Source organism: Mesorhizobium sp. CNPSo 4689 (assembly GCF_057784325.1).
Window position 1 is genome coordinate 1 of sequence record NZ_JBWLUZ010000079.1, and the last position, 4715, is coordinate 4715.

6 protein-coding genes and 2 pseudogenes are annotated in these 4715 nt (G+C 61.9%); 6 read left to right on the forward strand and 2 right to left on the reverse strand.

Annotated elements, in window-relative coordinates:
* Positions 1 to 278: pseudogene (locus AC04SI_RS32970) on the reverse strand (N,N-dimethylformamidase beta subunit family domain-containing protein); the annotation flags it as partial.
* A gap of 181 nt (positions 279 to 459) precedes the next feature.
* Positions 460 to 1683 carry a RidA family protein gene (locus AC04SI_RS32975; RefSeq protein WP_488475702.1) on the reverse strand — a complete coding sequence of 408 codons (1224 nt, stop codon included), beginning with the start codon at positions 1681 to 1683 and terminating at the stop codon, positions 460 to 462.
* A 258-nt stretch (positions 1684 to 1941) separates the two neighbouring features.
* Here AC04SI_RS32975 and AC04SI_RS32980 point away from each other — a divergent pair, with 258 nt between their 5' ends.
* The 6 genes and pseudogenes from AC04SI_RS32980 (at position 1942) to AC04SI_RS33005 (ending at position 4654) form a co-directional block, all read left to right on the forward strand.
* A complete protein-coding gene (locus AC04SI_RS32980; protein ID WP_488475703.1) occupies positions 1942 to 2166 on the forward strand; it encodes a hypothetical protein in 225 nt (74 codons plus the stop codon).
* Positions 2090 to 2483, forward strand: a pseudogene (locus AC04SI_RS32985) (IS701 family transposase); the annotation flags it as partial. The gene AC04SI_RS32980 and the pseudogene AC04SI_RS32985, both read left to right, overlap by 77 nt.
* Before the next feature lie 380 nt (positions 2484 to 2863).
* The gene (gene tnpA / locus AC04SI_RS32990) at positions 2864 to 3301 is read left to right on the forward strand and encodes an IS66-like element accessory protein TnpA (protein WP_488475704.1); all 438 of its coding nucleotides are present in this window, start codon (positions 2864 to 2866) and stop codon (positions 3299 to 3301) included.
* Positions 3298 to 3648 (forward strand): IS66 family insertion sequence element accessory protein TnpB, encoded by a 351-nt coding sequence (tnpB, locus tag AC04SI_RS32995; RefSeq protein WP_488475705.1) that lies wholly within the window; start codon positions 3298 to 3300, stop codon positions 3646 to 3648. Before tnpA ends, tnpB begins: the two co-directional genes overlap by 4 nt.
* Positions 3649 to 3720: 72 nt before the next feature.
* Positions 3721 to 4068, forward strand: coding sequence for a transposase domain-containing protein (locus tag AC04SI_RS33000; protein WP_488475706.1), 348 nt, complete (start codon positions 3721 to 3723; stop codon positions 4066 to 4068).
* An 82-nt stretch (positions 4069 to 4150) separates the two neighbouring features.
* The gene (locus AC04SI_RS33005) at positions 4151 to 4654 is read left to right on the forward strand and encodes an IS66 family transposase (protein WP_488475707.1); all 504 of its coding nucleotides are present in this window, start codon (positions 4151 to 4153) and stop codon (positions 4652 to 4654) included.
* Positions 4655 to 4715: the final 61 nt, after the last annotated feature.

Here is a 4715-nt window from a genome sequence, read left to right on the forward strand (position 1 = left end):
GGCGTGTCCTGCCAGCGCGCGGCGATACCGCTGCGTTCGAGAAGCTTCGTCTCGGTTGCACCGTCGCGCACGATCTTGATCGAAAAGGCAGGCGCGGTCGAACTCACCTGCAGTCGCACCGTTTCGCCCGGCCGGTAGGAAAAACGGTCGCTGTAGCACCAGATCTCGCCGCGCTCGCCGTCCATGCCGGGCCGCTCGTAATAGTGGCTGCGCACGGCAAACTGCCGCTGTTCGTGCGTCAGCCCGAAATCCGGAAAATCCTTTGGAAGGTGTGTCATGATGCTAGAACCCAGGGTTGTAAATCCGTTAACCGAAGCGCGATTGCCCGAGGAGTTCAAGGCCGCGTCGATCGGAGCGGATCTCCCATTCTCGGGAGTTGACGTTTTGCACAGCGCTGTCCTTCCAAACGAAATCATGACCTACCCCGAATACGTGGTAGTCTCGCATTTTAACTCCGCCTCAGCCCTGCGCTACGCCCCAAATCTCCACGCTTTCTTCAGAGGCGACCGTGAGCTTCGGCACGAGCGTCACAGGCGGAAGCGCCCCACCCAGGCCGTCGGCAAGGGTCTTGACGAATGCCACTGTCTCGGCCTCGGTTCCGGTGGACTTGAAATAGCAGACCATCAGCTTCAAATCCGCAGGCGACCGGCCGAAGGGACGCAGGAGGTCCTCGATATAGCTCATGGTGAAGCGGGTCTGAGGGATGAGCTGCCCATTCAGGACGGTCCGTCCTTTGTTCTCGTAGGGAGCCGCGGGAACCTGGCCGCCAAGCCACACCGTACTGCGCAGCCCAATGGCTTGGCGGTAGGGGGTGGGGAACACCCAATCCCACACGCGTTCGGGCCAATGGTCCTCGCGGGGAATATATTTGTCGTGGCCGTTCCGCAGCTCGCGCATGGCCATGACCTCGACCTTGGTCAGGGCCTCCTTTGGGTTGAGGCGATGGCACGGAACCACCGTCGCGACCGGCCCTGGCTCACGAAAGTGGCTCATCCGAGCCTTGGCAGGCGGTGCCCAGTCCTGATGCGTGGTGCCTAAGTAATAGCCCTCCATCTTAACGCAGTCCTGGAGGGAGGCGCCGAGCGCGGCGAGCGTTTCCGCGTGTTTCTCCATGATGAAGTGACTCTGGGCCACGGCGTCGTTGGGGGCGCGCACCGCACCTTCAGCGTCCTCCGCAGTGCGGTTGGCCACGGCAATGAACTCGCCCGCGCGTAAGCCTCCTGTGAACGTCCGGCCATCGAAGAGAGCCCGTCTTGCGGGCGGCACCGGGCGCGGCACCGCTCGGACGTCAGCGTGCATCCGCCAGCCGCGCTGCGCGATGGCCTGGATCTGGATCGTCTGGCCGGAGAAAGGCTGCAAGGGCTCTGGCACCGTGCTGATCACGGGCATGGGATCCGCCTTGAAGAAGCGCGCCAACGCCGCGATCACGTCCCAGTCGTCACGCTCGGCGGTGTAGTGCGCCTTGAGCCGCACCACGTCATCGAGGGTGCAGGCTTCAGTGGCGAACGCCTCCGCCACGTTCGCCATCGCGCCCTCGATTTGCCTGTCGAGGTCTCCCGGATTGCGAATCCGTCCCGCTGTGTCGAAATCACCCGCGCCGCCGACGAATGTCAACACGCCTGCACTGGCCGACAAGTGGTGGGTCTGCGCGATCGGCAGCTGCCAAATGGTAGGCTCCATCATGTCCTTACCCGATTCACTTCCCGAGAGCCTTTTGTACACCGATCTTGATCGTGGCGAGATTCACGAACTCTCTCGTCTTCTAAAGCAGTTACTGAAGGCTAGACGAAGTCGGAGAGCTCGAATATATCGGCCGCGTTATGTACGTCGGCGCTTTGTTATGGTCCTAGTCTTACTGAGTCAGAAAGTCGCGGCTGCGTGGATTCGCGCTGGTCGCGGATTTGTTAGGTTGCTGCTTCGTGATCAGGGAAGCGTCCCGCCATGCCCGACTGGACAGCCGAGAGTGAAGTCGCGTTCGACGCCTATGTCGATGCTTTGATCGGGGTGATCGGCCACGCCGACCGAGCTGAGCCGCTGAAGGATTATTGCCTCGGACTTCTGATGCCGATAGAGCGCAAGAGCGTGGAGCCGTTGGCGGCCGGCATTCAGGGACTACAATCGGCCCGAGGCTCACGCCGAAGAGTGGCTCCTGATCGAGTGGCCTGAAGGCGAGGTCGAGCCGAGCAAGTATTGGCTCTCCACCTTGCCGGCCGACGCTACGACCACCCAGTTGGTCGACGCCGCCAAGGGCGTTGGCGGATCGAGCGAGACTATCAGGAACTCAAGCAGGAACTGGAACTGGGCCACTACGAAGGCCGAGGGTGGCGGGGCTTCGACCACCACGCCCAGCCTCTGTATCGCCGCCTATGGCTTCCTGGTCTCTCTGAGGGACACGATTCCCCCCTCAACTCCAACTCGCGCCCAGGGCCGCCAAACACCTGGTCTTCCCGACGGGTTATCGACCCCGCAGATCCTCCGATTAGACCAGAGCGGCACGTCCCGACCTCGATCCCAACCCTCAGGCGACGCCTGACTGTGGCCCTGGCCAACCGTCTGCAACGATGTCCGTGCTGCATAAGGGCAATGGACAGTCCGCGTCAGCCTCGCAATTTTATGACGCAGTAGTATTAGGGCCGCCAGCAGCCCGACGCCACATAGACCCGCACCGTGGTCCGCGAGCAACCAAACTCCTTGGCCAGCCGCTTCGTCCTTTAAACCCGTTGCTCAGCCGAAGCATCGCCAACACCTCGTTCTGCTCCAGCATCACCTCACCCTGCGGATCAAACGATATTCCTGCCTCTTCCCCGTAAGCGATGCGCCAAGGCACCTTGCAATAGGCCGATGAACATGGAGTTTTCGAGCCATGACATTGGAACATGCAACGGGCGATATGGTCGCCGAGTTAAGCGGCACCGCGGCGGCCGAAGATCTTGCAACGGTGCGCGGGCGCGTGCGGCAACGAAGGCTGTGGAGTTGCACGGAGAAGCGCGCGTTGGTCGACTTGGCGAGCGCGGCGGGGTCGTCGGTGACCGAGGTCGCGGAAGCGTTCGGCGTAGCTCCGTCACAGCTCTATGCGTGGCGCAAGCAGATGGCCGGCGGCGGGCTTGATGCCGATCAGGCGATGGCAACTTTCGCGCGGATCGACGTGAACGATCTGCCCGAGGTCGAGCGTCCCCTCGTCGATTGCCCGGACCCGGCCGGCAGGATCGTCGTTGCCTTTCCGAACGGCGCGCGATTGCGGATCGACGGGACCGTCGATCCGACGGCGCTGCGTATCGTCCTGGCGGAGTTGACCAGGTGATCACGGTGGTGCCGACCGACCGGATTTACTTGTGCTGCGGTGAGACCGATATGCGCCGCGGAATCAACAGCCTGGCGCGGATGGTGCAGCAGGTGCTCGCGCTCGACCCGCATACCGGCGCGATCTTCTGCTTCCGTGGACGCAAGGGTCATATCATCAAGATTCTGGCGCATGACGACCAGGGCTTTTGCTTGTTCACCAAGCGGCTTACTGATGGTTGTTTTGCCTGGCCACCCACCAAGGAGCAGGCCGCCGTGTCGCTCACCGAGGCGGAGCTTTCGCTGCTTCTGGAGGGCATCGACTGGCGCCGGCCAAGCAAGATTTATGGACCGCGTTTGGCTGGCTGATTTTGCTCGTTTCTCATTGATTTTGTGTCGATTTTGCTTCCGTAGACGAGGTCTTTCGGGTATGTAATTTGGGTGTCGGAACAAGCTCCCTCAATCGTTGATTTCCTCGCCCGGATCGCCACTCTGGAGGCGGCTGTTTGTGCCCGTGACATCACCATCGCCGAACGGGATAAGCAGCTTCGAAGAGAGCGCGCCGAGGCCGCCCTTCGCATCCAGCGCCTGCAACTGCGGATCGATCGCTTCAACCGCAAGGCCTTCGGCCGCTCGTCCGAGAAGCTCGGCCAGATGCAGCTCGAACTCGACGACCTCGAGACCGATTTCGCCGCCGGCGTGCCCGATCTCGATCTGCCTATTGTCGCTGACACCGACAAGGTGCGGGTGTTGCCGGTGCGTAAGCTCAACCCGAACCTGCCGCGCTAAGCGGGTCGTTCGCGAGCCGTCTTGCGCATGTTGCCCGGGCTGCGGCGGCGATCTGCGCGCCATGGGCCAAGATAGCGACGAGATGCTCGATCTGGTCGCCCAGGCCTGGCAGGTGATCGAGACCATTAGACCCAAGTACAGCTGCCGGACCTGCGATAAAATCATCCAGGCGCCGGCACCAGCCAGGGCCATTGCACGCGGCAAGCTCAGCTATGCCGCGCTCGCCCATATCATGATGGCCAAGTGGGGTTATCATTTGCCCTTTTACCGTCAGGCCCAGATGATGGCCGCCAAGGGTGTCGATATCGAGCGATCCACGCTTGCGCGCAGCGCCGGCTACGCCGCTGCCTTGCTCGATCCGATCTACAACCGAATCCGTGAGATCGGCCGTACCCGCAGCAAGATTCACACCGACGACACGCGGCTTCCGATCCAGGCGCCCAGCACCGGCAAGACGCACAAGGGCGCGCTCCGGGTCTACTGTGGCGCGACAATTCTGGGTTCTTCCGCATATTTGGTGCAGGTTGCGGGATTCACGGACGGTGCGAATAAGTTCATAGAGTCGGAATCGCAGTCGACGCCGTGATTTGCCCGTGCTCCATGCCTTCCGCTCGCTGATTTCACCCGAGCTTTCGATTGTCCAAATT

Excerpts from the sequence above, each read along its gene's own strand:
- AC04SI_RS32975 (WP_488475702.1), bottom strand. The coding sequence starts at position 1,683 with ATGATGGAGCCTACCATTTGGCAGCTGCCGATCGCGCAGACCCACCAC.
- AC04SI_RS32980 (WP_488475703.1), top strand. The coding sequence starts at position 1,942 with ATGCCCGACTGGACAGCCGAGAGTGAAGTCGCGTTCGACGCCTATGTC.
- tnpA (WP_488475704.1), top strand. The coding sequence starts at position 2,864 with ATGACATTGGAACATGCAACGGGCGATATGGTCGCCGAGTTAAGCGGC.
- AC04SI_RS33005 (WP_488475707.1), top strand. The coding sequence starts at position 4,151 with ATGCTCGATCTGGTCGCCCAGGCCTGGCAGGTGATCGAGACCATTAGA.